Genomic DNA, 23527 nt, shown 5'->3' on the forward strand with positions numbered 1-23527 from the left:
AATAGTATATAAAAACAAAATACTACGGTGTTTTTATTCATTTGTTATATCTTCCAAATTAGCTTTAAAAGGTATTAGTTCTTTTTTTCCATCAACAATTGTAAAATGTCCTTTTCGTTCAAGAGTTTTTTCTAACAATCTATACAAACTTCGAGTAGTAGATAAGTCTTCTCCTAAAGTAAGTTTATGAATTAAAGCACTAAAATAAGGAGATATTATCTCGTCTGTTTTTTTTGAGTTGTGATTAGGTTGTATTTTTACTCCCACAATTACAGGTGTTTTCCCTGTTTCCCAATTAATTAACTCAACAACTCCAACGCGTCTAGTTTCTATCGATTTCTTAATTGTTGATATATGAGACTTTAATAGATCATAAAAATCATTGAGGAAATTTCCATTGGTTGTAAAAGTTTCGAGCGACCAACTTATTATACATGGACCAATTGGTAATTTGATTGTTTCTTCCTTATCACCGCAATCATAATGAGAATTTTCTGTTAGTTGTAAAATAATTTCTTTTCGATTAGGATTCATTACAAGTACATCTGACAAGTAATGTGTACTATAAAGGTAAATTATTGATGTTTTTCTATTGACTGAAGCAATAAAAAAAGGTAATTGTAATTCTGCTAACCACTTTACTTGTTCATCTTTAAATATTATTTCAGTTACAGATGAAGACTTTATTTGGACAAAAAATGAGTCTTCAGCGATATATTTGTATCCATCAAAAGGTTTAATAAGAGTAGCAACAACATCAATACCAACATCTTCTGTACGAGGTATTGGAGCTACTAAAGCAACATTCTGTAATAATAATATTCCAAGTTGTTCTGCAAGGTCACCTGATCTTAAATTTTTTCCCCTAAATGTTGACATTTTATTTTATTTTTTAATTCATTCCAATTTTTTAACATGACCCAGAACTTACATATTCACGCTACTTTACGTCGCATATCTAACTCATTTGGGATGTATATACGATAAATAACTAATCAAAAGTTTTTACAATACTACATAAAAACAAAATACTACGATTGATAATTTTTAATAAACGGGAATTTAATTTGATGCGGAAAAATTAAACAGGGGCAATTTGTGAAGTGAGGTAATAAAAAACAACGCCATTGGAATCCAATGGCGTTGTTTGTCTTTGTGTGGGCTGTCAGGGATAGGAATCGAACATTTGATACCTATTTTGACATTTTTTGATAACTTAAGGTAAGTCTGTTGATATTCAAATCATAATTAAGGCGAAATATTTTGATGATTAAATTTATTTGTACTACCACAGACTTATTTATATAATAAAATTAGTTAGAGTAACGTTCTCGCTACAAGACAAAAGCTTCAGAGAGAAATCTGGAGTTTTTTATTTTAAAAGTTTGATTTAGATTACGGAAGAGAAGTCAGTTGAAAATATTATTACTACGCAAAAACACTGCGGACTAAAAAAGTATCTTTGATTAATAAATAGCAAAGTCGATAGTTACTGAGACTAGTCAAAACAAATCTACCAGTTAAGGGCGAAAAAGTGTTGTTTGTCACATGTATAGACAAGTTAGATGAAATTTTATTAAAGCGAAAAGCATATGAAAAAGAATGTTATAAAAATACCAGCCAATAATAATGAAATTAATTTGTATTGTTTTCTTGGAGAAGCTATATTGAAAACCCAAATGGTTGAACAAGCGCTGAGTTATTCAATTACTCTTAAAATGAATCCCGCAGAAACAAAAGAACAAGCGGATGAATGTTTGAAACAAAACCAAAGTTATACTTTAGGCAAGGCTATTAAAATTGCAATTAAGGAGAATCTATATAATTTATCATTTCAAGATGAATTAAATGCTTTTTTACAGCAAAGGAATTGGTTGGTTCACAAAGTTATCATTGGAAACGAAGAAGATTTTAATGCCGGAAACATAAAAGAGGAATTGTTTTATAAAATTAAAGATATTTCCGATAAAGCAGAAAGTATTAAATATGTAATAGAATATGATTTAATAAACTTTTGTTCCTCTAAAGGAAAAGATATGTCAGAAACCCATGCATTATTAAAATTACAAGAACAAGGGATAAGAATTCGAAAATAGCGTTTAAAAACCCGTTCCCCCGCTGGCGCTGGCGTCACGCTCATGAATAACGCGAGATGTCCAAAGGTAAGTAAACAAAAAAAGCTTCAGAGAAATCTGAAACTTTATACTTGTAGCGGGAAGCATTCAAATATCTAACCAGTTTATTGAAGATTATTATAGTATTATTGCATGTGCATCTTAACTGTTTTTTTTAGAATTTATATTTTACCGGAAATTTCCGCGCAGGCATTACCTATAATATTCTTGTAACACAGTGGGTAGTCATGTTTCAATTAGGATGGCTGATATCCATTCTTCAATTTATTCTTTAATTTTGGTATCTCGAATTAGATTAAAAAGAAAATCATCCATAATATAGTGATTTTGAGTAGAATTTTTAAAATCGACAATTAAACCAGAAACATTTCCTACTTGATTAAATATAAACAAATTTTCTATTAAAAACTTATAAGTAAAGCTTCCACCAAATAAAGCACTTCTTATCATAATACCTTCATTTAGTTGATAGAACAAGATCGAATGAATGTCTTGTCTATTATCTAATATTGGAACCTTTATATCTAACCCTGCTCTAATTGATTCTCCACCTAGTGCATAATTCTTAGCCGGTCGTAATAATTGATTGTATTTTGTTTCAGGATAATAATGCATCAATGCATTCAGTCCAATTTTCACTAAAGCTTGCTGCATCATTTTAACATCAAAACTCATCGAAATATGTACTGGATCATTCAGATTCTTATCTGTGAAATTTTTAAATTGCCCTTTACCTTTGTGTATAGAGGTCAATAATTTAATAATGAATTGGATTCCTTCCTCAACTTTCCGGCTTCGAACTATTAATTTACCACTATCATCTAAAAATATTCTGGGCATAAAATGTTTAGCAATTTTTTTGTTATTTTTCAGCAAGGAATAATAAATAGCCTCTTTTTTTACTTTTATTAGCTCAATTTTTTTTATTAAGAATTCGTCTTCATGCAATACAAATTGTATACACTTGTACTTTTCTCCATTTCGTGAGGGAAATTCAGTAATCAATACCAAGTCTTCTTTTCTCCATTCGTTAAAAATTTTTACAAAATTTTCCATTTCGGGATAAGAACCACTCTCAGCATAAATTTTATCTTCCACCTGGATTAACTGCGGTCTCAGATAATGCTTAAAAGCACTATGTACACCTACTTCATAGACAATTTGATTCTCAATGTCAAGTTGAAAAATTTCAGAAAATTTTAACGGAGCTGGTCTCAATTTATTTTTCGAATAACCTTCGAGCCCTTCTATACTTCTCATTAATCCAACTAATGATTTTTGAAAAAGCTCCCTTTCACTTTTTGAAAAATTATTATTGCATTGATTACATACACAATCCATATAAATATTTTGACCTCCTAAACTTTTAGGAAAAACATGCTCAGAATTTCCGCTAACATTTACTTCACAATACGCACATTTTGAAATCATTTTTTTCGTATAAATTATTATTAAAATTAAGCAGGATAAAATAAATTGTTTCGTTAAAATGAAACAGGGTAAATTCAAGATTTAATTAAGTAAGACTCTCTAATTACAATCATTATTTGCTTAATGATTCTTTACTATTCTTCTCTCTTAATTGATTCAACAAAACTCAATGTACTTAAAACACTGTGATATAAAGTAAACTTCGAATTAGCGAAATTTAATCGAGGATTTCTATCAAGATTTTTAGAAGTGTAAGCAACAAAACAAACATCTTCGTCACTCTCTTCAGACATTATGCTATCAATTTCAGTTTGGGAAAATTCGCCATCTATATTATTAAAAATTATTAAATCATGTTCTGGAATATTATTGGTGGTATTGTTAATTCTAAAAATTAAATGTTTAAACTTAAAGTTAGACATTGTTCTTTTAATTTCTTCTTGAGCATCTTCACTTGGACTTATTACAATTATTTTCTTTGTGTTTTTGAGACTGTTTTCAAATTCTTGATTGTTAACTAATTTAATAATCTCCTCTCTTTTTTGCTCAACGATTGTCTCAATTCTCTCATCAATTAATTTTTCAACTTTTTTCTTTATTCCCCAAAACATCATATACACCCCATATAATGTTGTTGGTATTCCAAATAACAATATAAGGGCAAATATATTTTTTACATTATCATAATCTTCTACTATTTCTTTATTCAATTCTTCTTTTGCCTTTTGGAATTCAATTTTAGAAACATTTTCAATATTATTTTTGTAGTCTTCTAAATAACTAATTCTTTTTTCTAGTTCAACTGTTTTATCAGGTGTATTGGTCGCAAACAAATTGCATTGAATCATTCCTAAAAAAATCAATGCAGCTACTTTAATTTTACTCATATCTATATAATTTATTTTTAAATTGAACATAAAAACCAAGTTCGATCTTGGCTTCATTACAACCAATAATTAACATTACAGGATTTGTTATTGAAACATCTTTATGATTTACTATTGAATTTATTGCACTAATATCGGTACCGCTAGGTATTGGTAAATTGTTAGGATGTGTATGCCATTCGCCTACATAATACTTTTTGGGATTTTCATTATAATAATTTTTCAATTTATCTTCTATTCCTATAGTATCTCTCTCAAACAAATATGGCGTTGCTTTATATTTATTCGGAAGAATTGTATCAGTAATATTCAATTGAGTTTGGTTATTGGAATAATTACCTATTAGAAAACCTCCAAATTCATTTGGATAATGTTGTATTCCAATATCAATAATATTTGAAAGCAAAGCATCTACGACATTAATTATCAATCCTATTTCCTTATTTTTATATATCAAAATTCGTTTAGTTTAATGTTAAATCCATTTTCATCTTCAGTTTTCAAAACAAAGTTTCTTAAAGCTTTACTTTCATCAGAAAACTTTAAATTTAGATGTCTGATTGCAAATTGTACAAGTGTATTTATATCATTATATGAACCTTTGAAAGTTGGGCTCCAACAACCAGTTGGATTATAAATATCTTCCAAATCATTTTCTAAAACATTTTCAAATTGATTGATAACCCAATCATAACTTTTGGGTTCAACTGAACAAACTAAATCTTTTGCATTATTGGTTATTGACAATGTTATCAGGCGTTTTAATTCAAGTTGATTTAACACGTACATTAAATCATTATCTGTTGAACAATCAATTATTAAATCATAAGAATCTAACGGTTCTTGTAATTTACTTTTAGTAGTATTTACACCTTGCAATATCTTTGAATAAAAGTGCAACATACTACTATCTAAAATTCCAATTTCTACAAATGGAGAAATTCTAAATAATTCATTTGATAAATCATCTACTTTGTTACATAAACCACTTAAAAACGAATATTCTGATCTGCAAACATTTTCTGGCTCTTTTATGTCATAATCAACAATACTAACACTTGTACAACCACATCTGGTCAAAGTTTTAGCAACAATACTTCCTATGGCACCAACACCAATGATTAAGATTTTACTTTTAGTAATTTTATCTGCTAATTTTCCTCTTCCAAAAAAATAATTATAGGAACAGTTTCTTGTAATACTCCACATAATATTTTTATCAATAAATCTACCTTTCCAAATTTGATTCTCTTTGAAAGATTCGATAGGAAATTTTCCAATTTCTAAAATTGCTACTTGCCAATGTATTTCTACTTCAGAAATCTTATAACCAATTAGTAAAGGAATTGGAACCCCTTTTATTTTTTGATTATTTTTTTGAACATTGTCTAAAAACTTTAAAAAATCTTGTGTTACTAGGCTTTCTAAATCTTCCCAATTACTGATTATAAATTTTTTCCTTGTTGTGGGAGGATTATCCAAAAACACAAATAAACCCATGTTTTTGTTTCCTAACTGCTTAATGGAATTGCTCCATTTACATTCTGTAATTATTCTACTGAATGGATCTTTAAAATTTTGAACAATATGATTACTAATCGTTTTGTCAAGATATAAACCATCGTTAATTTTTGAATAATCAAAGAAACCAAATTGATTTTTATTAAAAGAATAATCAACTTCTGTAAACAAGTAAGAAAAATGAATGTTATTAAATTCTTTCGGTTGAAGAATTATGTGCTCATAATGATTATCATTCTCTTTATTTAAATAATATTTTACTATCCATCTTTTTAATGAATTAATATCTATTTCAATTTTTTTCTTTAAATCTATATTATGAGAGGTATGAATACAAATAGAACCATCTCCCATAACGTGACCATATTCTAAAAAGCTAGTGTTAGAAAAAGTTATTGATTCAGTATCTAATCTCTTCAATGGATATTCAGGGTAAATCCTAACATCAAAAATTAGAATTTCTCCGCCTTTATCTAATGAGACCTTTATTTTTCCAACAATATTAAAATCAGAATCTGAACTAAATGGAGTTTCAATTGAAACCTCATTTAGTTCAGAAATGACTTGTTGTATCTTATTTATTCGTGCATCCATCAATTAACCGAATCTTTCATTTTTTGGTGGAGCAGAATAGAAACCATTCCCTTTATTCTCATACTTATTATCAGCTTTCTCTTCTTCAAGAAATTTTGCGTTTTCTGGAAAGTAAGTTTTGATGTTTTCATCATTATCTTCAATTCTTTCAAGCATATTTTTCATATCATAAGAAAGTGTTTCTCTTTCTGATTCAGTTAGTGAGTCAATTAAATCATTAGAGCTGTTTCCTGGGTCTTTTAGAGTAAAGCTTTCATTTGTTACCTCATCACGAATATATTCAAGCACAGTTTCTAATTTACTCCATAGTCCGCCGGTAATTTCTTTATTGTCAAAAGCTTTGATTGTAATCAATTCTAGAAAAAATGATTTAGTTGGATAATTATATTTAGTGTTTTTCCAAACTTTTAAAAGCCTAATAATTTTTCTAATAGAGTCCTTTTCATTAGTCGCTCTGTCTTTGATATTTTTAATTTGGGCTTGGACATTAGTTTTAATTCTTTCACTACCAGCGTCATAATTTCCGTATTTATAATATACATATAAGTTTAGATTTTCATCAACTTTGTATTGGTCTTGATTTAGTTCCCTGCCTGGTACAACATCTATTTTTACAATATCATTATCTTCGTCTGCAAAAAACTCAATTCCAATGGAGACTTTTTGTTTTCGAACTGTTGCAACGTCTTTGTATTTGTCATAGAGGAAATCAAATAAATCCTCATACATTATTTTTAGTGTTCCATTAGAACCAAATGCATTTCTTTTAAATGGTGAAACCATATCAAAATCAAACTTCGTATTCATCGCGGTATTCTTTGCGTATGAACCTGAATTAAATGGAGAATAAATTTTATCTCCATATTTTTCTTCTAAAGCTTCCTTTACTTCTTTGCTTTTTTCTTTATGCTTATCTAATAACTCTTTTTCTTTCGTAATCTGATGTGTTTTAATAACAGAATCTAGGTGCAAATTTTTATCCATTTTTTTTATCTAATTGGTTTCATATTAATAGAATTGTCTAAATTGTCTTTCGCGGTTGCATTAGGAACTGTTCTCAAGTATTCATTGCTACCAATATTTGCAACTATTACATTAGCGCCTATATTCCAACCTGGATAATTCCATGTTATAGTTTTGATTGTTTTTTTTTGCTTTAAAAGGTTAATTGCATTGAGTTCAGAAGTCTTGACTCCTAAATGAAATGAATTTGTATCTGTTACTGTATGTAATAATACGTCTGTAATTCTTTCAGAGCTGTCTTTCCATACTCCTGAAATAAAGTAATCTGCTGACTTCATAGTTCTTGTTTTATATATTTAAATTAATGAGTAAAAAAAATCATAGAGATCCTGATCAATAGAGTTGAACGAACTCTACGAACTAAAACATTTGCGATTTTTTTTCTTGTTTCTATTAAACTTTTTAATGATTTTATTGACTATCGATCGATAGCTCTTTATAAAACATTATTCTGGCGTATAGGAAAACATATTACTTTAAAGCAACATAAAAGAGTAGGGCAAAATTTTATAATTAAATTTTGCAGATGAAGTATATTATCCTAATTTAGAGGTCTGAAATCAAAGGAAGGCTAATGGTCTTTCATCTATAAAGGTCTAAAAGTTTACTTTTAGACTTTTTCTTTTATATTCTATTTGTAAATTGTTTTATATTTTTCAATTGTTTTATTTATTTCCTGTACTGTTTCTTTTAGCTCGTTTCCAGCCTTTAAGTATTCATTAGGATATTCGTTTTTCATTAAATTCATTAAAGAGTAATAAACTGGCTTTAAAATTTGTTTATAATTTGTTTCATTATCTAAAAATAATTCAAATGCAATTTTTAATTGATTTTTAGACATTAAAACCATAAAGTATATAGTAAGTTCATCAATTATATCTTCTTTACGTTCTTCTGAGGCGCTACTTTTAAGTATGATAGTTAATCTTTCGCTTACATTTTTCAATATTTTTAACGATTTGTCAAATTGATTATCCCAAAGTAAAATTCTTGCATAAGCAATGAATAATACTGGCTTCCTTTGGATTTTAATATAATTTTTTTCAAATTGATCTAAAATGAAATTTTTCCTTTCTTTCCTTTTGCTGTATATTATTGCATTAGCTAGACAAACTAATGAAGAAAGTCGACCCCAAGAAATAGATTTTAAAAATAATTGTTCTGTTATTTTCCATTCGCTCCTAAGATGATAAATATGTGCTAACAAATGTGCAGATTCAGCGTCTTTTAAATCTATTCCTTCTTCTAAACGCTTTATAGCTTCATCAGGATTTTCTTCTTTCAAATATATTTGAGCGATTGGCTGATAGGCACTTTTTTCTCCATTAGATATTGCTTCCAAAAGCACTTTTTTTGCTTCTTCAATATCAGGATTTTCTTTACTTAGATACAATTTTCCTAAATTTACTAATGCGGTTTTATCTCCATCTTCGACAGCTTCTTTATACATTGAAATTGCTTCAGCAATTTTATTTTGTTTTATAAATATTTTGGCAAGTTTATTTTTAATGTTTTTTTGTCCTTGCTTGATAGCGGAGGAGATTAAATTTTCACTTTCCTCTAATCTATTAGTCTTGTAGAAGATTTCAGCTAGCGGAATAGTGGCTTCTTCAATATTATGATTAATTGCAAATTGATAATTTTTTTCTGCTTCAATTAAATTATCGATTTGATTAGCGTACAAATTGCCAAGTTTGTAGTATGAATCCCAAATTTTATACTTTATCGATTCTTCATAATAAAAAATAGTTTTATCTAACAAGTTAAGTATTTTAGAAATTTCTGCTAGTAAAGTAGCTAATTCTCCAACTGGTTTAATTGCGTAAAGTTCTTCTAATATTTCTACGGACTTTTGCACATTACCTTTATTTAAATGTACCCATCCGGCTAGTGCTAACTGTTTTTCTTTTGATTTTATTTCCTTTAAGACTTCAATTGCTTGATCCCATTCCTGCTGCTTGACTAATTTTCTTATTGATTCATCCAATAAATCATCAGAAACCATTAATTGCTTAGTTAATTTTCCTGATAAAAGTGATTTTGTTGTTTGATATAAATTATACTTTACTTCATTTGATACATTTTCGCATGCGAGAAAAACATTCCCCATATCTAATGCAGCTATTTCATTGTATTTCCCTGATTTTAAATTAGTAATATGAGAGTCAATTCGCATCAATAATTCGTTTTTATCAAACCAAGCGTCAAAAAAACGAACTAACCAAATGATGTTTTCTTTTTCTCTTTTTTTTCCAAATCTCATTAAGTACCAAATGTTTAAAAATCGATCTTTTAATCTATAAAGATTATTTTTTGTTTTTGTTTGTATACTTTCAATAATTTGATTTTTTTCGAGATTATTTAATATTGCTGAAATATTTTTACTATCAATATTTGTTTTCTGCGATAATTCTTTGGTTGAAATGGCATCCCAGTTTTTAGCTATTGCATCAATTATTTTTTGTTGCTGCGCAGAAAGTTGATCCAACTCAGCTTTATAAAGAAATGTTAAATCATCGAGTAAGATATACAGATCAGATATTGCCTTTCCATTTTCATTGTCCAAAAAAATCTGAAACAGATAAGATATTATTCTTGGATTTCCTCCTGTTAATCTTCTTAAAGACTCTAGTCTTTCAGGATTTTTTTCAATGATTATTTCAATTTGTTGCGTTTGTTTTTTTTGCTCTGCTAGTTTGTTTAGCAGATTTATACTTTCTTCAATACTTAAACCCGCCAATTCAGTTATTTTAAAGAATCCGTAAAAAGGCTCAGTGCTCTTACTGATTCCATCGAAATATGTAGTAGAAGAACAAACAATAGTAATACTGTTATTTTTATCCAATACTTCAAAAAGTCTTTCTTGACCAATTTTTCCAATTTTTTTGAAAAACGCATCAATATTTTCGATAAAAACAATAATTTTTTTATCCTTAGCAATTAAAGCTTTCTCAAGTGTAATGTACGCGTCATTTTCATGATTTTTAGTAATTTCAATATCTGATATTTGCTGGCTTAAATCTTTAAATTCTAAATAATCTTCCAAATGTTCAGCTATACTCTCCCATAAATTGACCACTTCCATCAAATTATATTGTTCTTCTGAAAACATTATTGGGATAGTGTTTGTTTGCATTTTCAGGTCATCTTCTATTGCGTATTTAAGTCTATGGAGAAGTATCGTCTTACCTGAGCCTCTCTGGCCAATTACTAGATGATTTTTTGGTTTTTTTATTCCACGAATATCTGTCAAAATGGACTCGAAAGTTATTTTTCTTACCACAAAACTTTCTATTAAATCCTGTTTAGGTTTATTTCCGGTATTGTTACGAAGCACTATATTATACTCTCTATTGTTCATTATTAATTTTGTTTTAAAACTTTAATTTCACGCCTCTATATTTTAAAAAAAAACACAGATAACAATTTTATCATTGTCAAATTTACGACAATTATTCTCTTGTCAAAAACTTTTAGCTATATATTTTTTGTCAAAATTTGCTTTTTCAGATGAAAAGGAGTATTTTATCGATAAACGGCAAATATTCTTTTTTGACGAAATATTAAAAGTAAGATAAAGCTTGCTTTGTTAAAGGTACTGGATGTAACAGCAACTCCCAGTATAGGCAATTGGCTTAATATATACTTAAAGATCTTTAAAGATGATCATTGTTATAAAGGCGCTTATAAAGCGCCTTCGTCAGCAAAGGAATAATAGGATTCGGTAGTTATAATTAATGAATCCAGTAAAGTGATGTCAAGAAGTCTTCCGGCTTCTTTTACTTTTCTAGTTACCTGTTTGTCGGCTTCAGAAGCTGTAAGGTTTCCTGAAGGATGATTGTGAATCATCATAAGTGACGTAGCATTTGCCTTAAGAGCTGCTGAAAATATTAATCTAATATCTACAACAGTTCCTGCAATTCCTCCGGAAGAGATTTCGTAAATTCCAAGTGCCTTGTGAGCTTGGTTCAAAAGTAATACTTTGAACTGCTCGAAAAATTCTATTTTATTATAATCCCAAGTTGAAAGGATTAGTTTATATGCATCGTTTGAAGATTTGATTTGCGGTCTATCAGAGTTTTTCACTTTTGTTTTGTAGATCAGTTCAATTTCTGATACAGTCTGCCAGTTTTGATTTAAAGTTTCCATAATTTCTATATTTTATTAATTAGGGAACATTCATCGGGAATCGCTTAGCAAGCGCAAAAAGCAACGCAATAAAGCAGGATTTTTTTCCTGCATTTATGGGGGAATTTTTTGCTAGCGCCCGCAAGCGATTCTCGAACTTTGTGACGAAATTAAATAAGATATCAAAGTATAAGAAATCGTTTAATAATTTAAGTTGGAACGTAATCGAATAGGGTAATAACCTTTTTAAATTTATAAGTGATAAATCTCTATATTAGCTAAAATACTACCTAATGTTTAGGACTGACTTGAATATTACTAAATAAATTATAAAATCTATCATGGGGAAAATTAGGGATTATTTGTATGATATGGAAAACTCATTTGAAGAGATGCATTTAGCTAAGATTCTTGGAATTTCATTTGATGATTTAAGAAGACTCTCATATATTATAGATTCAAATCAAAGTGAAGATGGCTTGGTATATAATTATATAATTGAATTTAATACTGAAAAATCCCCTGTAGAAGTACTTTCAAAAATTAATAGGCTTGATGATAGATCAACGGTCTATTTGGAACCATGGGAGCTTGATCTATCGTTTGATTATGATGAGCAATTTGATGCAATTACTGAAAACAAAGGCTTTCTTAAAAAATTTAGTGAAGAAATCTCTGATCTTAAAAAATTGAGTGAGTTAGAAATTATTGATGATAATTTAAAATTAATTTTAAACAGGCAGATTTTTATTAGCACTATTGGAACAATGGAAACTTTCCTTTGTGATGCCTTTACAAATTTGACATTTGATAATGATGTATATTTTAAAAATTTTGTTTTAACGCATCCTGAATTCAAGCAAAGGAAATTTGAACTCCGAGAGATTTTCAATGAATATGAAAATATTCGTGAGACTGCTAAGAAAATCATCCTGGATGTCATTTATCGTAATCTTCCGACGGTAAGCCAAATGTATCAAGATACATTTAAGATAGATTTTCCTAGAATTAAAGATGTTTATCAAGAGGTGCTAAAAAGACACGACTTAGTTCATAGAAATGGAAAAACTAAAGATGGAGAAATTGTAGAGACAGATACTGATGCTATTGCTATTTTGATAAATAAAATAACCGATTTTATAAATGATATAGCAGTCAAATTAAATATTACATAATAAGAAAATAATTTTAAAAAATACAACTGTAAATTCATTATTACTATAAGTTAAATTACACTAAGAATCAAATTGATTTATATATAAATCTACCTTGGTAGTGTTTCATATTTAGTTGTATTGAGATTGTAATTTGCAACATATTGAAATTTAACGAATTTATGGTTTTCCGTAAAAAGATATAATTAAAGTGTAATACTTTAGCATGGTGTAAGTCACTTTCAAGTTCAAATCAATACTCAACATATGAAACAAATTACTCTGGCAATTTTATTTTTATTCTTCTTGCAATCTTGCAGTAAAGAAAACTTTTTTTCTGATGGTAATTTCTATAAAATGCTTGACAAGAAAAAAAACTATGAAGTTGACATTACTTTTCTGAATGATAGTGTTATTGCGTTAAATGTAGATAGTCTAAAAACGTGTGGTTGGAACTTTGTGAAATATTCAAAGAATAAAAATGGAATGTTTATAATAAACAAGGAAAAGCTTGACACAACTTGGCTTAAGATTTATGATAATAAGCTTGTAATGCAAAGTAGTCTTGAAAAGAATAATTTTGAACTGATTGATTTTAATCCAAAAAAAAGAGATAGCATTAGAGCGATTATTTACAAAGTTCAAAAATTCTCTAACAAAAAGATCATATTTAGTTGTGATATTAATATGGACGCAGTTCCATACTTTTACGATAACGCAATTGAAGAAACTAAATTGAATTTAAAAAATCCCAACACTGCAAAATTTAATGAAGTTTATATTTATGAATATAAAGACGTTGTTAATCAAAAATTTAAGAAAACAGGTATAAAAGTTGTTTCAATTGAAGTTGAAGCGACAAATAGTTTTGGAGGTTTCACTGTTAATACATTTTACGTCTATTTTGTTCCAGAGCGAAATAATGAAAATAAGTATACTATGAAATTTAGTAATTCCCCGATTTATAGATTGGATTTAGAAGAAGAAGAAATAATTAAAATTGAATAATCTTAACAAACCTTTCTAACTGTCATATGAATTATTTTATAATGTGAAATGACGTTATGAATTTGAAAACATAATTAAAGATTACATGTTTTTTAATAAAAAATAAAGAATATTTAAAAAAAAATAAATGGGAAATCCAAAAGATATTTTAGTGTTAACAACTTCTTCAGTAGAAGGATTAAAAATTAAAAAGCCTCTTAAACCTGTTACTGCACATGTTGTTGCAGGAACTAATTTCTTTAGTGATTTTATGGGGGGATTAACTGATGTTTTTGGAGGTCGATCTAATTCATATCAAAAGCAGTTAACTTCTATTTACAATGAAGCAATAGAAAAAATAAAATTTGCAGCACACGAAATTGGCGGAAATTGTATTATTGGTTTGAGTATAGATCTAGATGAAATTTCAGGAAAAGGAAAATCAATGTTTATGATTACGGCTATTGGTACTGCAGTTATTATCGAAAAAGAGAATGTGATAAATTCATTGCCGAATAAAAATGAAAAGTTTGATAACGTTAGTATTGAGAGAATAAAGGTTTTGCGTAAAAAGAAAGAATTAATTAAAGATGCTCAATCAGGAACTTTAACTGCAGATGAAGACTTTTGGAACTTTGTGACTGAAAATCAAATAGAAGAAGTATTCCCGTATATACTTAAAAGATATTCAGATATCATTGTAACTCCCCAAAATTATGGAGAGGCATATAACACTTTTAATAAACGATTTACAAACTATGTTAATGTTTTGAATGAGAATCAAAAAAATAATCTTTTATATGATAATATAAAAAGTGTAGAAAATAATTCAATAGCCGAATATTTATCAAAAGTTATTGAAGATTTAAATTTATTCAACTATGAAAAGATAATTAAATTATTAAGTGATGAAAATTTTAATGTACAAAAGATAGCATTAAAAATGGCAACGTATGATAAACCATTTTATAATCAAAATGACAAAGAAAATCTAGATGAAATATTAGAGAATATTCAAAATGCATTTTTTGAAAGAGGAACAAAAACAATGAAAAAGCAAATGTTGTCATCTAAAGAGAAAGAAGTGTGGAGTTGCGAATGTTCAAAAATAAATGAAATAGGAGAATACTGCAGTAGCTGTAACAAGGATATCCTAGGGTTTAAGCCAAGTGAATTAAAACCTTCTGAAGCTGAAAATGAAATCAGACAAAAAATAGATTTAATAAAAGAGTATCTTCAATTATAAATATTTGCTAATAATAAGTGAAAGAATGGAACATTAGATACATTTAAATTATATTTTATAAATATAATTTTTTTTTTTAGGCTCTAGAACAATCTGCTACATTCGAAAAACAAATTTAATAAATTAACTTTTGATAATAATGCCGGAATTTTTAAAAGAATTATTCACAACATACTGGTCACAATCTATTCTCTTAATTGGAAGTTTAGGTTATTTATTTAAACGTGCTTTTGATTTACGTTCAAAAAAAATCGAGTTAAAATATTCATTGTTTGAGCAAAATCGGATTGAATTACTAATGAAGTTCCTAACAGCCTATCTTGAATTAGAAGAAGATTATAAACTAATCCCAGAAGGTAGATTTAAAATTACAGAAATGAATCCGGTAATTTATGATTCAATGTATTTAAAGAAAAATGCAAACTTATATGCAGCATATTTCTATTTAAAACTTTTTCTCGACCCCATTGAACTCGCAAGATATTCTGATTTAGTTAGTAATATGAGGATTATTTCTAATGAAATAAAAAGTGCATATATAAAGCTGGAACATCAAGAGGAGTCAAAAGTTGTAAATGAACTAAATGAATTTATTGTAAAAATGATCGGAGAAAATAACGAGAACATGAAAGTAATCGGAAAATTTTTCAGAGAATATTCAGATAAATCTTATTCTATGAAAATGTAATTAGCAGGACGGTCTAAGAATATTTTGTCACACTTCCAATTGTAATTAGTACTAGCATCGGGAAATGATTTTATTCTTCTCTAGAAATGTGTTTCTGCCGTACTTATTTAATACGTTCCGCAGTAAATTTTTCAGCAATTACATATGGCTGTTTCAGATAAAAATCATTTGGACTTACATCTTCGTTTCCAAATATCAAAATTTTGCTTTTTTGCCTATGTGCGTAGCGTTTGTCATTTCCAGTTACTTCATGAGTAACTTTAAATTTAAGGTTGTGTTTCGTACAAACTTCTCTAATGGGATTGCCTATCAATTTAGGAATACTTATATTTCTTTTGCTGAAAAGCCTATAATTCTCTTCACTGTTCCATAAAATGTCTGGCACAGTAATCCAGTTTCCGGTCTCTCTTTCAAGTATCATAGAAATATCAGCAATAAATTGATTAAGATCTTTGGGTACTCCAATTATTTCACATTCAAGTTCATTATGATTGTAGAGAAGTAATGCTGGATGTTTATCTAAAATTTTTAATTTAGTATATGGCAGGAGAATATTCCAAAAGAAACCATTATATTTTTCAGTGTTTCTGCAAGTTATTTTCCACTCTTCATGTTCGATTGCAATATCATAACTGGTTTGATTAATTGAAAAAATCATCTCCACGGTATTATCCGATGTTTTGAAGTTGAATGATTCAAGTTTAAAATCGCAGTTTTGATAAAAATCATCGGTATGTGTTCTTTTAATTAAATCTTCTATCATTGAGCCTTTAGTTATAATTATTATATCAAGATTGTTATATGTAAATTAATTAGTAATCAGTCAAAAATAATTTTGTTTCTATCTCTATCAATTGAAGTAAAAAAAATACTACTTAACAGTGCTGAGTAATCTAATAATATCATTTACGTTATGAGAAGAAATATAATCTAATATATAATTTTCTGCTTCTTTTTTTAGGTCTGTAGAAGTTGAAAAAGTGTTCACGTAGAAATCTTCATTTTCATCTTCAATATGAATGATTTCAGTATAGCCTTTACTAATTAATGTGCCTTTTAGTTTTAGTACTTTAAGCTCACTTTCCCTCTCAATTTCTTTCTTTACTCTCAGCTTTATAGTTTTATTCATGGTGTTTCATTTTATAATTTATGCAAATATTTGACAACAAAAAAGAGACTCGAAAGTCTCTTTTTGGAATTAATATATCTTTTATAAAAGCGTTATTTTGCTTTTAATAATTTTTCCAAATATTCAACTTTATCTTGCTCAGCTTTCAATAATCTTTCGTAAAGTTTTCTATTCTCTTCTACGGATTCCATTAGTTTGTCTAATGGATTAAACGTGCAATGATAATTTCCAACAGTTCCCTGACTATTATCGTAAAAATTGTTGAAATAGTTAAACACGCCTTCTTCTGAAAAATTTTTAATTGCCTCTACGCTTACTCCCAAAGCTTTTGCTACTTCGATAAGTTTTTCTTCTTCTATCGTTTCGCTGTTTTCCATAATAGAAATAGCCTGCTGGTTTGTTCCCATAGCCTGTGCCAGTGCTTCCTGCTTCATGTCTTTTAGTTCACGAATACGACTGATTTTTCGTCCTATGTGATTTGGTTTTGTTGCTGTACTCATAGCTCAAAGATAATAATTAAGAATAAAAAAGTAAGTCTCCTGTATGATATAGAAATAGTCTTGTACGGTACAATACAAATTGATACGGTACAGTACGACTAATCACTTACTTGCCTGTGTGTTAAACAAAAATACAATTTTTCACACAAGTATTAACTAAAAATTTAAAATTATGAATGCAATTGAATTTTCACAGCAAAAAGAATTACTAGAAGTAATTACAGGACACGTTAAAACATCTGCTATTTATTGTTTTGGCAGGCATGCAAACACTTACAGTTCGAGCAGGATACTTAATCCTGACAAAGGAGTACAGAAAGAGCATATTCATTTATACCTCTTAGTCTTTGTTTATGAAACTATAGAAAACTCTGCCAGTGACATAAGTGATAAGATAAAAACAAAAACTCAAGGCTGTTTGACCGTTACTGTTCTTATACATCGTGTACAGAGCCTTAAAAATCTCTGCCAAGACCAGCAGTTTTTCTTTTGGGAGATTATGCAGAAAGGGGAGCTGTTATTTCAGGATACAAATAAACCTCCTTATTTAAATATTTCTGAACCCCCAAAAAGAAATTTAAAATCCGCATCAAATTATGCAGGACAAAGGAGCAATGTTATTGTTACAATCTGGAACTGGGTATACAATGATGATGATGTTTCGAGTTCGGATGAAGTAAAAATGTCCGCTCTTCATCAAATAGTGGAGCAGACCTGCCTGTCTTTAATCCGTATTTTTACGGGTTACACTCCCAATCATTTTGCCCTAGAATACCTGTTTATGCTCTGCGAATACTTTACCAGTATAACTGCAGATTTCTTCCCCCGTCAGACTAAGGAAGAAAAATCCATTTTTAAACTGCTTAAGCAACAGACCAACACCCTGCGTTTCAGCAAATGTAACGACGTTGATTATATACTTTACCAGTTGCTCGAAGAAAGATGCGGGAAATTTAGAGAGCAGGCGGATATCATGATTCAAAATGAAATTAAAAGGCTGAATGAAACTGAAAATGAAACTGAGAAAACAAATAATTAGCAATTATGGAAACAAATGAAAACAAAAGGGCTGATGATTTTATAAAAGAACTCAAGGAGAGTTTCTTTTTCAGAACCCTGACACCTCAGAATAGCAGAGAAGGTATTTATTATGCCGATCTAAAATTTAAACGCTATACGAATTTGATTTTCACTGTACAAGATCTGCTGAAAATAGCCCTGCATACGCTGGAGAATTCCGGTCTTGAAAATTCCAGCCAGATCGAGGATCCCACTTTCCATCTTACTAGCGTTTTGGAAATTGCTATACAGCTTCTGCCATGCAGTGAAGCGGAAGGACTCGATAAACTTCGTACGCTGTATTTGGAGATTTTAAATGATCATGAAAGTAGAAATGAGCAAACGGATACTGAATCTAAATTATGATGTTATGAAAAAGAATAATATATCATTTGGAATTAATCCTTGGTCAGGATATGAGACAGCAAATCCATTTTATGCTCTTGAAGCCTTTTTTGACTTTGCACATCTTGATTACCATAAAAATATTTTAACTGAAGCTGTAATTCACAGTCACAGGACAAAAATATATAAACAGGATAACCCCTGCGAAATTTTTGTTTTCTATTCTACAATCTGCTCTTTTCTGAGGGTCTGTTATTGCCTTAAACTAAAAAGTAAGAAATGGAAAGTGAAAGAGTCAGCCCGTAGTGAGGACGTATTCCATCTCTCTTCACTGACCAAGCAGGAATTTGATAATCCTTTTGTTGTGTTTCAAAAAGCGTTTTCTGAGACTACTCTGGAAGAATTTGAATTCTTCATTTGGGAAGTCACTCAGCTTTCATTGTCTCCACACGAAGAAGAATTTGATTATGATCTTATGACTCCCTATGTTTATTTAATCAAAATGCTTGATGCAGGGGAGCTTATGCGTGAGAGAGGCGTTGAAAAGATTAAAAAAGAAGCACTGCCAGAGGAATAGGAATGCGGTAACGCAATCCCATATCGGCACGCTCTGAATTTTAATAACAATAATTTTTAAGATGAAAAAAAATAAAAACTTTAAGAAAGGAAAGACGCTCGTAAAATCAGTAGAACAGGCAAATACAGCACTGGATATGCTTCTTCAGAATCCAAAAAAGAATCTGGAAAGCGGGATTTCAGAACTTCTTGAAAAGTTGAAAAATCCTAAGCTTGATTTGTTACTGGACAGATATCCCGACCTTTTGCAGGAATACGATTTGGAAGAATTGCTTTCAGGTAATCTTGAAATCACTGATGCAGAAGTGCAGGACGTCAAGACAGCAGGACTGCTGTCTTGCCTGCAACTGGTTATACATTTTTGTTATGAACTGAAAGAAAATCCAAATCCAAAGGATAAGCGGTTTGACAGTCTCAGGTATATTTTAAAATCGATTAACTGTTCCCAGTTTGTGCATGAAATGCTTTTTTTGGTTATAACAGTGGTTGGAATTGACTATTATCAAAAGTTTCAACAGAGAATTCAAAATCTAGATTTTGATTTAGATAGCGCAAAAGCTCTGGAAAATGATCCTGAACTGAAACTGCACATTGAACTGATGACATGGTTTGCGCTTGCAAGGCTATTTTTAGAATCGGTGTATATTTATTTCAACAGTCCTCATAAAAACTATAAAAACTCCACATGATGAAATTTAAAAAAGTCCGCTAAATAAATGATTTATTGATTTAAAAATAAAGATTATGGAAAATGGTAAAATCAAATTAAATGAGTTTATAGAAAACCCAAAGCAGTATTTTGTGCTTCTAAAACCGGCAGTAGAAACCAGAAATGATTTGCACAATATTGAAATCAATGTAGAAGGATATAGAGACCTGTTCTGCATGATATTGGATCTGCTCAAAACAGCAAAGTTTGCTCTTGACGGAATTGAAGTGAGTATGGATAGTAATATAAATACGGAAAGGTATGTAGGAAGCCTGCTTAGAATAATAGAAATGCTAATCCCATTGGAAGAAGCGGAACTGCTTGACAGGCTTTATCAAATACATTTAGATGAAAGCAAAAACAACGTTTCAAATTAACTTGTTTCCATTTATAATATTAATAAAACGCCGACTTCGGAGGCGTTTTCCAGCCCCCCAGGGCAAGTTGTTTTGAGATGCTGAATTCATTTCAAGCATCTCAAAACACAACTTGCCATTACCTTTGTGGTAATATTTTTAGAGATAGATTTAATGAAAGGGCTTGATGCCCTTTTTTTATTGTAATGGTTATGGTAATTTATTTTAAAGATATATCTGTATAAAGCGGATCCTTATCATACAACAGCAGTGTTATTGGTTACGCCAGCAGACCGCGGGGAGATATATGATGCAATAATTGAGTTGTATCTTAAAATATTTTCTTAGAAGAAAAGACTCAAGTATGCAGGAGTATAAGTAAGCAAGCATGAGGAAATGCAAGCATTCAAGTATACAAATATACAAGTTTGCAGGAATACAAGCAGGCAAGTATGTTGGCCTGCAGGTATTCAGATATGCAAGTCTGCAAGCATACAGGGATTTACCTATTTGTATAAGTGTTTTTAAAAGCATAAAAATGTAAAAATGCTTTTATGCTTTTTCCGGAAACTTTGCTATTTTATTTCAGGCAAACTTTGAAGAGATAATTGAGCCTGCACAAGTACCAATAAAAATATATTTCCAAAGAAACAGAAAAACGGAAAAAAGAAAAAGAAAGCAATGATAAAGGACGGGATGCAGACAGGACAAAAGGAAACGGAATAAGTCCGGAAGGGTGGTTTGTGAGGGACGAGCAAAACATTATGCCGTAGTCTTTTGAACAGGCTGATCTAGCACGTCCTACCTTGGTTTTCTTTTTATTATTTTTTTGGGCAGAATATAAATAAAGTTAAACAGGTCGAGTTTAATAAATAAAAATAAGCACAGATCCTTGTCTTTGCTATTATTTTCAGAGTAAAACTAAATCCAGTAGTAGGGTTTGTCCTTGCGGTTGAGGTAGCAGTACATTTCTTCTTTTTGAAGTTCGGGAAAAAATCTTAATGCACGTTCAATGGCATTAGTAGGAAGGAAATAAATTTCGTCACGAATAGTTTTGATAACTTTTCCATGTCCATAAAAAAGTACGATTTCATCTATTTCATCCTGCCCTCCGCGCTCTACAATACGGGCACTAATAGTTTTGTAGGCTTTGTTAAAGTCCATAGCATCTATATCGAAATCCCAAAAAAAGATACGATCCAAATTAGGAACTCTATTATTTTTTTTAACTACTGGCAAAATATGAAATCAATCGAAAAAAAGATATTTAACTTAAACGCCCACTTTATCATATAAAACAATATTCTCTTTAATCAAATGTGTTTTCAATTCTTTCCATGTATTATCTCTTAAACTGCATGCTGGTATAACTTTTTTTGAATCCTGAGTTTCTATTTTTAAAGAGATAGCAGATTTAGGAGGCTGTACAATTGATATGCTGGAAATAGAATCAAACTCTATTTCATTTGTTTTCCAAAACCAAATAGGATTTTTTGATATTAGTTTCTTATCCGTTAAGATAAAATAATTCATTGGTAATGTGAAAATTGAAAATAAAACAAAAAAAATGGGAAAACCGACCCAGCCTGCAACGCTCCCTGATAAAACGCCTTTTATAAAATACACGCAGACAAAAACAAAGAACAGGATAAGTATTATTGCATTAAATGTTGAAATGAAATTTCCGGTATAAATTTTATGTTTGTTATTGTTTTTCATAGACAATCGAATAGACTGATAAAATTATAGTTAATGGTTGGATATGATCCTTTATTTATGATGTTTAAACACTGAAACTAAATCCAGTGGTATGGCTTGTCCTTGCGGTTGAGGTAGCAGTACATTTCTTCCTTTTTGAGTTCGGGAAAGAATTTAAGGGCATCTTCAATGGCATAGTTAGGCAGAAAGGAAATCTCTTCACGGACTGCCTTAATTACTTTTTCACGACCATAAAAACGCACGATTTCGTCAATTTGATCCTGACCTCCACGCTCCACAATACGGGCAATAACCATTTTATATCCTCCATCCCAGTCAATGTTGTCGAATCTAAAATCCCAGAAAAATTTAGGGTGAAGATTGGGTATATTTTTAGTTAATTTCTCCATTGTTTTTATAAAAATGGTTAGTATCAAATATAAGCATTTTTAGCTGAATTACCTGCGAAAACCTCTCTTTTTATTGGGGTTAATTGGTAAATCCTGGCTTTCTGATTTAAATTTATATAAAGGATTTTTTACTGCAAGTTCCAGACGTTTTTGGATGTTTTTCCAGTTCTGCTCCTTTTCTCTCAGCATGTCTACACCTTCAAATGTGGTAATCTTATCATAAGTATTCAGGCCTCTGCACGCCCAGTACGGATCTTTGTCATATTTTCTCTGATAGGCTTGCAGATAAAACTTTAGAGGTTCTTGCTCAAGCATAAAGTACATGTCGACAAAATCCTTGTATCTGGTACCGCTCTGATGGATGGCGTGGAGTTTCATTGCCCCAATATCTTCATTGGAAATCATGCGGACTCCTTCTGCTGTTTCCACAGAATTCAGAATAGGGTAATTGTGTGTAACAATATCAACTTTTATATTATCGATGAAGGTAAGAACTGTGTTATTGAAGAGTCTGCTTATCTCTTTATTTGCGTTGTAAGTGTCATGCAAATATTTGAGCATAGCCTGCGGATCAAAATCTTTTGTTGTAAAAAGATCTATGTCTACCGATAAGCGGTGTCCTAATCGTAAGGCGAGTGCCGTACCGCCTACTAATATGTGGTCTTTCAAATTTTCATCTTTCATAAGTCTTTGGAGAAGTTCCCACATCTCCGAAGTAACGGTTTCTTTGCAGAGCATAATTTTATATTTTCAGAAAAATTAATTCTGAAAAAGCCCTGCTCTATTGAAGTGTCTATTGATGGCTTTATTTGACAGAGGATGTCCAATTCTAAAGATATAAGACTGTATTAGGAACAGGTAAGCCAAATACTTCCAAACTCTCCCAAGTCCTTCCACATTAGGTCACCAATACTGATTATGAAATATATTGGTTTTAAGTAATACCAATAA

26 protein-coding genes are annotated in these 23527 nt (G+C 29.8%); 10 read left to right on the forward strand and 16 right to left on the reverse strand.

What is annotated here, in order from left to right; all coding sequences use genetic code 11:
* Positions 1-33 precede the first annotated feature (33 nt).
* Positions 34-879 carry a hypothetical protein gene (locus ACHRV5_RS00875; protein WP_395425400.1) on the reverse strand — a complete coding sequence of 282 codons (846 nt, stop codon included), beginning with the start codon at positions 877-879 and terminating at the stop codon, positions 34-36.
* A gap of 713 nt (positions 880-1592) precedes the next feature.
* Here ACHRV5_RS00875 and ACHRV5_RS00880 point away from each other — a divergent pair.
* Positions 1593-2096 (forward strand): hypothetical protein, encoded by a 504-nt coding sequence (locus tag ACHRV5_RS00880; RefSeq protein ID WP_395425401.1) that lies wholly within the window; start codon positions 1593-1595, stop codon positions 2094-2096.
* Between the two features lie 303 nt (positions 2097-2399).
* On the opposite strand, the gene ACHRV5_RS00885 is transcribed toward ACHRV5_RS00880, so the two are convergent.
* The 8 genes from ACHRV5_RS00885 to ACHRV5_RS00920 form a co-directional block, all read right to left on the reverse strand.
* Positions 2400-3566 carry an HNH endonuclease gene (locus tag ACHRV5_RS00885; RefSeq protein WP_395425402.1) on the reverse strand — a complete coding sequence of 389 codons (1167 nt, stop codon included), beginning with the start codon at positions 3564-3566 and terminating at the stop codon, positions 2400-2402.
* A gap of 134 nt (positions 3567-3700) precedes the next feature.
* The gene (locus ACHRV5_RS00890) at positions 3701-4453 is read right to left on the reverse strand and encodes an NARF domain-containing protein (RefSeq protein WP_395425403.1); all 753 of its coding nucleotides are present in this window, start codon (positions 4451-4453) and stop codon (positions 3701-3703) included.
* Entirely contained in the window at positions 4446-4910 is a 465-nt protein-coding gene (locus tag ACHRV5_RS00895; RefSeq protein WP_395425404.1) for a Mov34/MPN/PAD-1 family protein, read from the reverse strand. The genes ACHRV5_RS00890 and ACHRV5_RS00895 overlap by 8 nt, the downstream gene beginning before the upstream one ends.
* Positions 4907-6568 carry a ThiF family adenylyltransferase gene (locus tag ACHRV5_RS00900; protein WP_395425405.1) on the reverse strand — a complete coding sequence of 554 codons (1662 nt, stop codon included), beginning with the start codon at positions 6566-6568 and terminating at the stop codon, positions 4907-4909. The genes ACHRV5_RS00895 and ACHRV5_RS00900 overlap by 4 nt, the downstream gene beginning before the upstream one ends.
* A gap of 3 nt (positions 6569-6571) precedes the next feature.
* A complete protein-coding gene (locus ACHRV5_RS00905; protein ID WP_395425406.1) occupies positions 6572-7552 on the reverse strand; it encodes a nucleotidyltransferase in 981 nt (326 codons plus the stop codon).
* 5 nt (positions 7553-7557) lie between these two features.
* Positions 7558-7869 (reverse strand): DUF3892 domain-containing protein, encoded by a 312-nt coding sequence (locus ACHRV5_RS00910; RefSeq protein ID WP_395425407.1) that lies wholly within the window; start codon positions 7867-7869, stop codon positions 7558-7560.
* Between the two features lie 353 nt (positions 7870-8222).
* Positions 8223-10952: a hypothetical protein gene (locus tag ACHRV5_RS00915; RefSeq protein ID WP_395425408.1), complete on the reverse strand. Its 2730-nt coding sequence runs from the start codon at positions 10950-10952 to the stop codon at positions 8223-8225.
* A gap of 323 nt (positions 10953-11275) precedes the next feature.
* Entirely contained in the window at positions 11276-11740 is a 465-nt protein-coding gene (locus ACHRV5_RS00920; RefSeq protein ID WP_395425409.1) for a JAB domain-containing protein, read from the reverse strand.
* 320 nt (positions 11741-12060) lie between these two features.
* Here ACHRV5_RS00920 and ACHRV5_RS00925 point away from each other — a divergent pair, with 320 nt between their 5' ends.
* From ACHRV5_RS00925 to ACHRV5_RS00940, 4 genes are all read left to right on the forward strand, one after another.
* Positions 12061-12894 (forward strand): hypothetical protein, encoded by an 834-nt coding sequence (locus ACHRV5_RS00925; protein ID WP_395425410.1) that lies wholly within the window; start codon positions 12061-12063, stop codon positions 12892-12894.
* Positions 12895-13140: 246 nt separating this feature from the next.
* A complete protein-coding gene (locus ACHRV5_RS00930; RefSeq protein ID WP_395425411.1) occupies positions 13141-13881 on the forward strand; it encodes a hypothetical protein in 741 nt (246 codons plus the stop codon).
* Positions 13882-14008: 127 nt separating this feature from the next.
* Positions 14009-15106, forward strand: a complete 1098-nt coding sequence (locus ACHRV5_RS00935) for a YbjQ family protein (protein ID WP_395425412.1) — start codon at positions 14009-14011, stop codon at positions 15104-15106.
* Positions 15107-15245: 139 nt separating this feature from the next.
* On the forward strand, positions 15246-15794 hold the full coding sequence (locus ACHRV5_RS00940; RefSeq protein ID WP_395425413.1) for a hypothetical protein: 549 nt from the start codon (positions 15246-15248) through the stop codon (positions 15792-15794).
* A gap of 103 nt (positions 15795-15897) precedes the next feature.
* On the opposite strand, the gene ACHRV5_RS00945 is transcribed toward ACHRV5_RS00940, so the two are convergent.
* The 3 genes from ACHRV5_RS00945 to ACHRV5_RS00955 all read right to left on the reverse strand — a co-directional run bounded on the left by ACHRV5_RS00945 (position 15898) and on the right by ACHRV5_RS00955 (position 17423).
* On the reverse strand, positions 15898-16557 hold the full coding sequence (locus ACHRV5_RS00945; protein ID WP_395425414.1) for a hypothetical protein: 660 nt from the start codon (positions 16555-16557) through the stop codon (positions 15898-15900).
* Between the two features lie 108 nt (positions 16558-16665).
* Positions 16666-16923 carry a hypothetical protein gene (locus ACHRV5_RS00950; RefSeq protein WP_395425415.1) on the reverse strand — a complete coding sequence of 86 codons (258 nt, stop codon included), beginning with the start codon at positions 16921-16923 and terminating at the stop codon, positions 16666-16668.
* Positions 16924-17015: 92 nt separating this feature from the next.
* Positions 17016-17423 carry a helix-turn-helix domain-containing protein gene (locus ACHRV5_RS00955; protein WP_395425416.1) on the reverse strand — a complete coding sequence of 136 codons (408 nt, stop codon included), beginning with the start codon at positions 17421-17423 and terminating at the stop codon, positions 17016-17018.
* 172 nt (positions 17424-17595) lie between these two features.
* On the opposite strand from ACHRV5_RS00955, the gene ACHRV5_RS00960 reads away from it, so the two are divergent.
* From ACHRV5_RS00960 to ACHRV5_RS00980, 5 genes are all read left to right on the forward strand, one after another.
* On the forward strand, positions 17596-18462 hold the full coding sequence (locus ACHRV5_RS00960) for a hypothetical protein (RefSeq protein ID WP_395425417.1): 867 nt from the start codon (positions 17596-17598) through the stop codon (positions 18460-18462).
* Between the two features lie 5 nt (positions 18463-18467).
* Entirely contained in the window at positions 18468-18848 is a 381-nt protein-coding gene (locus ACHRV5_RS00965) for a hypothetical protein (protein WP_395425418.1), read from the forward strand.
* 4 nt (positions 18849-18852) lie between these two features.
* Positions 18853-19404: a hypothetical protein gene (locus tag ACHRV5_RS00970; RefSeq protein ID WP_395425419.1), complete on the forward strand. Its 552-nt coding sequence runs from the start codon at positions 18853-18855 to the stop codon at positions 19402-19404.
* Between the two features lie 61 nt (positions 19405-19465).
* Positions 19466-20092 carry a hypothetical protein gene (locus tag ACHRV5_RS00975; RefSeq protein WP_395425420.1) on the forward strand — a complete coding sequence of 209 codons (627 nt, stop codon included), beginning with the start codon at positions 19466-19468 and terminating at the stop codon, positions 20090-20092.
* A gap of 55 nt (positions 20093-20147) precedes the next feature.
* Positions 20148-20489: a hypothetical protein gene (locus ACHRV5_RS00980; RefSeq protein WP_395425421.1), complete on the forward strand. Its 342-nt coding sequence runs from the start codon at positions 20148-20150 to the stop codon at positions 20487-20489.
* 900 nt (positions 20490-21389) lie between these two features.
* Here ACHRV5_RS00980 and ACHRV5_RS00985 read toward each other — a convergent pair.
* From ACHRV5_RS00985 to ACHRV5_RS01000, 4 genes are all read right to left on the reverse strand, one after another.
* A complete protein-coding gene (locus tag ACHRV5_RS00985; protein WP_395425422.1) occupies positions 21390-21707 on the reverse strand; it encodes a DUF6922 domain-containing protein in 318 nt (105 codons plus the stop codon).
* 33 nt (positions 21708-21740) lie between these two features.
* Positions 21741-22187, reverse strand: a complete 447-nt coding sequence (locus ACHRV5_RS00990; protein WP_395425423.1) for a hypothetical protein — start codon at positions 22185-22187, stop codon at positions 21741-21743.
* A 77-nt stretch (positions 22188-22264) separates the two neighbouring features.
* Positions 22265-22603 (reverse strand): DUF6922 domain-containing protein, encoded by a 339-nt coding sequence (locus ACHRV5_RS00995; protein WP_395425424.1) that lies wholly within the window; start codon positions 22601-22603, stop codon positions 22265-22267.
* Between the two features lie 21 nt (positions 22604-22624).
* Positions 22625-23314, reverse strand: a complete 690-nt coding sequence (locus ACHRV5_RS01000) for a nucleotidyl transferase AbiEii/AbiGii toxin family protein (protein WP_395425425.1) — start codon at positions 23312-23314, stop codon at positions 22625-22627.
* Positions 23315-23527 lie beyond the last annotated feature (213 nt).

Source organism: Flavobacterium sp. FlaQc-52 (assembly GCF_044007495.1).
GTDB classification, from domain to species: Bacteria; Bacteroidota; Bacteroidia; order Flavobacteriales; family Flavobacteriaceae; genus Flavobacterium; species Flavobacterium cupriresistens.

Excerpts from the sequence above, each read along its gene's own strand:
- ACHRV5_RS00875 (WP_395425400.1), bottom strand. The coding sequence starts at position 879 with ATGTCAACATTTAGGGGAAAAAATTTAAGATCAGGTGACCTTGCAGAA.
- ACHRV5_RS00880 (WP_395425401.1), top strand. The coding sequence starts at position 1,593 with ATGAAAAAGAATGTTATAAAAATACCAGCCAATAATAATGAAATTAAT.
- ACHRV5_RS00885 (WP_395425402.1), bottom strand. The coding sequence starts at position 3,566 with ATGATTTCAAAATGTGCGTATTGTGAAGTAAATGTTAGCGGAAATTCT.
- ACHRV5_RS00890 (WP_395425403.1), bottom strand. The coding sequence starts at position 4,453 with ATGAGTAAAATTAAAGTAGCTGCATTGATTTTTTTAGGAATGATTCAA.
- ACHRV5_RS00900 (WP_395425405.1), bottom strand. The coding sequence starts at position 6,568 with ATGGATGCACGAATAAATAAGATACAACAAGTCATTTCTGAACTAAAT.
- ACHRV5_RS00905 (WP_395425406.1), bottom strand. The coding sequence starts at position 7,552 with ATGGATAAAAATTTGCACCTAGATTCTGTTATTAAAACACATCAGATT.
- ACHRV5_RS00910 (WP_395425407.1), bottom strand. The coding sequence starts at position 7,869 with ATGAAGTCAGCAGATTACTTTATTTCAGGAGTATGGAAAGACAGCTCT.
- ACHRV5_RS00915 (WP_395425408.1), bottom strand. The coding sequence starts at position 10,952 with ATGAACAATAGAGAGTATAATATAGTGCTTCGTAACAATACCGGAAAT.
- ACHRV5_RS00920 (WP_395425409.1), bottom strand. The coding sequence starts at position 11,740 with ATGGAAACTTTAAATCAAAACTGGCAGACTGTATCAGAAATTGAACTG.
- ACHRV5_RS00925 (WP_395425410.1), top strand. The coding sequence starts at position 12,061 with ATGGGGAAAATTAGGGATTATTTGTATGATATGGAAAACTCATTTGAA.
- ACHRV5_RS00930 (WP_395425411.1), top strand. The coding sequence starts at position 13,141 with ATGAAACAAATTACTCTGGCAATTTTATTTTTATTCTTCTTGCAATCT.
- ACHRV5_RS00935 (WP_395425412.1), top strand. The coding sequence starts at position 14,009 with ATGGGAAATCCAAAAGATATTTTAGTGTTAACAACTTCTTCAGTAGAA.
- ACHRV5_RS00940 (WP_395425413.1), top strand. The coding sequence starts at position 15,246 with ATGCCGGAATTTTTAAAAGAATTATTCACAACATACTGGTCACAATCT.
- ACHRV5_RS00945 (WP_395425414.1), bottom strand. The coding sequence starts at position 16,557 with ATGATAGAAGATTTAATTAAAAGAACACATACCGATGATTTTTATCAA.
- ACHRV5_RS00950 (WP_395425415.1), bottom strand. The coding sequence starts at position 16,923 with ATGAATAAAACTATAAAGCTGAGAGTAAAGAAAGAAATTGAGAGGGAA.
- ACHRV5_RS00955 (WP_395425416.1), bottom strand. The coding sequence starts at position 17,423 with ATGAGTACAGCAACAAAACCAAATCACATAGGACGAAAAATCAGTCGT.
- ACHRV5_RS00960 (WP_395425417.1), top strand. The coding sequence starts at position 17,596 with ATGAATGCAATTGAATTTTCACAGCAAAAAGAATTACTAGAAGTAATT.
- ACHRV5_RS00965 (WP_395425418.1), top strand. The coding sequence starts at position 18,468 with ATGGAAACAAATGAAAACAAAAGGGCTGATGATTTTATAAAAGAACTC.
- ACHRV5_RS00970 (WP_395425419.1), top strand. The coding sequence starts at position 18,853 with ATGAAAAAGAATAATATATCATTTGGAATTAATCCTTGGTCAGGATAT.
- ACHRV5_RS00975 (WP_395425420.1), top strand. The coding sequence starts at position 19,466 with ATGAAAAAAAATAAAAACTTTAAGAAAGGAAAGACGCTCGTAAAATCA.
- ACHRV5_RS00980 (WP_395425421.1), top strand. The coding sequence starts at position 20,148 with ATGGAAAATGGTAAAATCAAATTAAATGAGTTTATAGAAAACCCAAAG.
- ACHRV5_RS00990 (WP_395425423.1), bottom strand. The coding sequence starts at position 22,187 with ATGAAAAACAATAACAAACATAAAATTTATACCGGAAATTTCATTTCA.
- ACHRV5_RS01000 (WP_395425425.1), bottom strand. The coding sequence starts at position 23,314 with ATGCTCTGCAAAGAAACCGTTACTTCGGAGATGTGGGAACTTCTCCAA.